Source organism: Mesorhizobium sp. M3A.F.Ca.ET.175.01.1.1 (genome assembly GCF_004791945.1).
Lineage (GTDB): Bacteria > Pseudomonadota > Alphaproteobacteria > Rhizobiales > Rhizobiaceae > Mesorhizobium.
In genome coordinates this window covers 1-559 of sequence record NZ_SRTP01000056.1, presented here as the reverse complement: position 1 = coordinate 559, position 559 = coordinate 1, and the positions used below count along the sequence as shown (strand labels likewise).

Genomic DNA, 559 nt, shown 5'->3' with positions numbered 1-559 from the left:
TGTCCAGCTTTGTCGCGACCGTCTCGGCTTCCGGTCCCCTTCGGCACCATGACGTGCATGTCGAGCGTGCCGTGTTCGCGCCAGAGATTGTCGTCGCGGGCACCGGCACCGATCGACGCCTGATCGAACCCGCCGGGGATCGCCCAGATCTCGACATAGACGAACGCCGCCGCCGCATTCGGCAGGTCATAGTGATCGTTTTCGAAAACGAGCGGAGTCGACGTCCAATTTGCAGTCAGACGCTGCGAAATGGTGTCGAAGGCGGCGACGGATGACATCAGAGCGCGTTTATGATGAGGGCGGGATAGGTGATCGGTTGGCCGGGCTCCTGGTCCTTGCGGCGAGGGAAGCTCTGGCCAGGAAAACGAGCGGGATTGGCGATGCGGGCATTCCGCAGGCGGGCGTATTCGCCCTTCAGAATATACGGGATCGACGGGTGAACACCGGCAGCGATGCTCAAGAAGCGGATCTCGACGCGGTATGAGTTGCCGAAGCGGCGCGCCAACGCGAGCTTCGCACCGGCGAATACCTTCTTGTCCCGCGCCTCGATCTTGCGGAC

General features: G+C 62.4%; 1 protein-coding gene and 1 pseudogene. Both read right to left on the bottom strand.

Annotated features, from left to right (window positions below; genetic code table 11):
* Positions 1–278 (bottom strand): hypothetical protein (locus EN818_RS30715; RefSeq protein WP_210237320.1); only part of this gene is annotated, 278 nt, incomplete at its 3' end.
* Positions 278–559, bottom strand: a pseudogene (locus tag EN818_RS33020) (hypothetical protein); the annotation flags it as partial. The gene EN818_RS30715 and the pseudogene EN818_RS33020, both read right to left, overlap by 1 nt.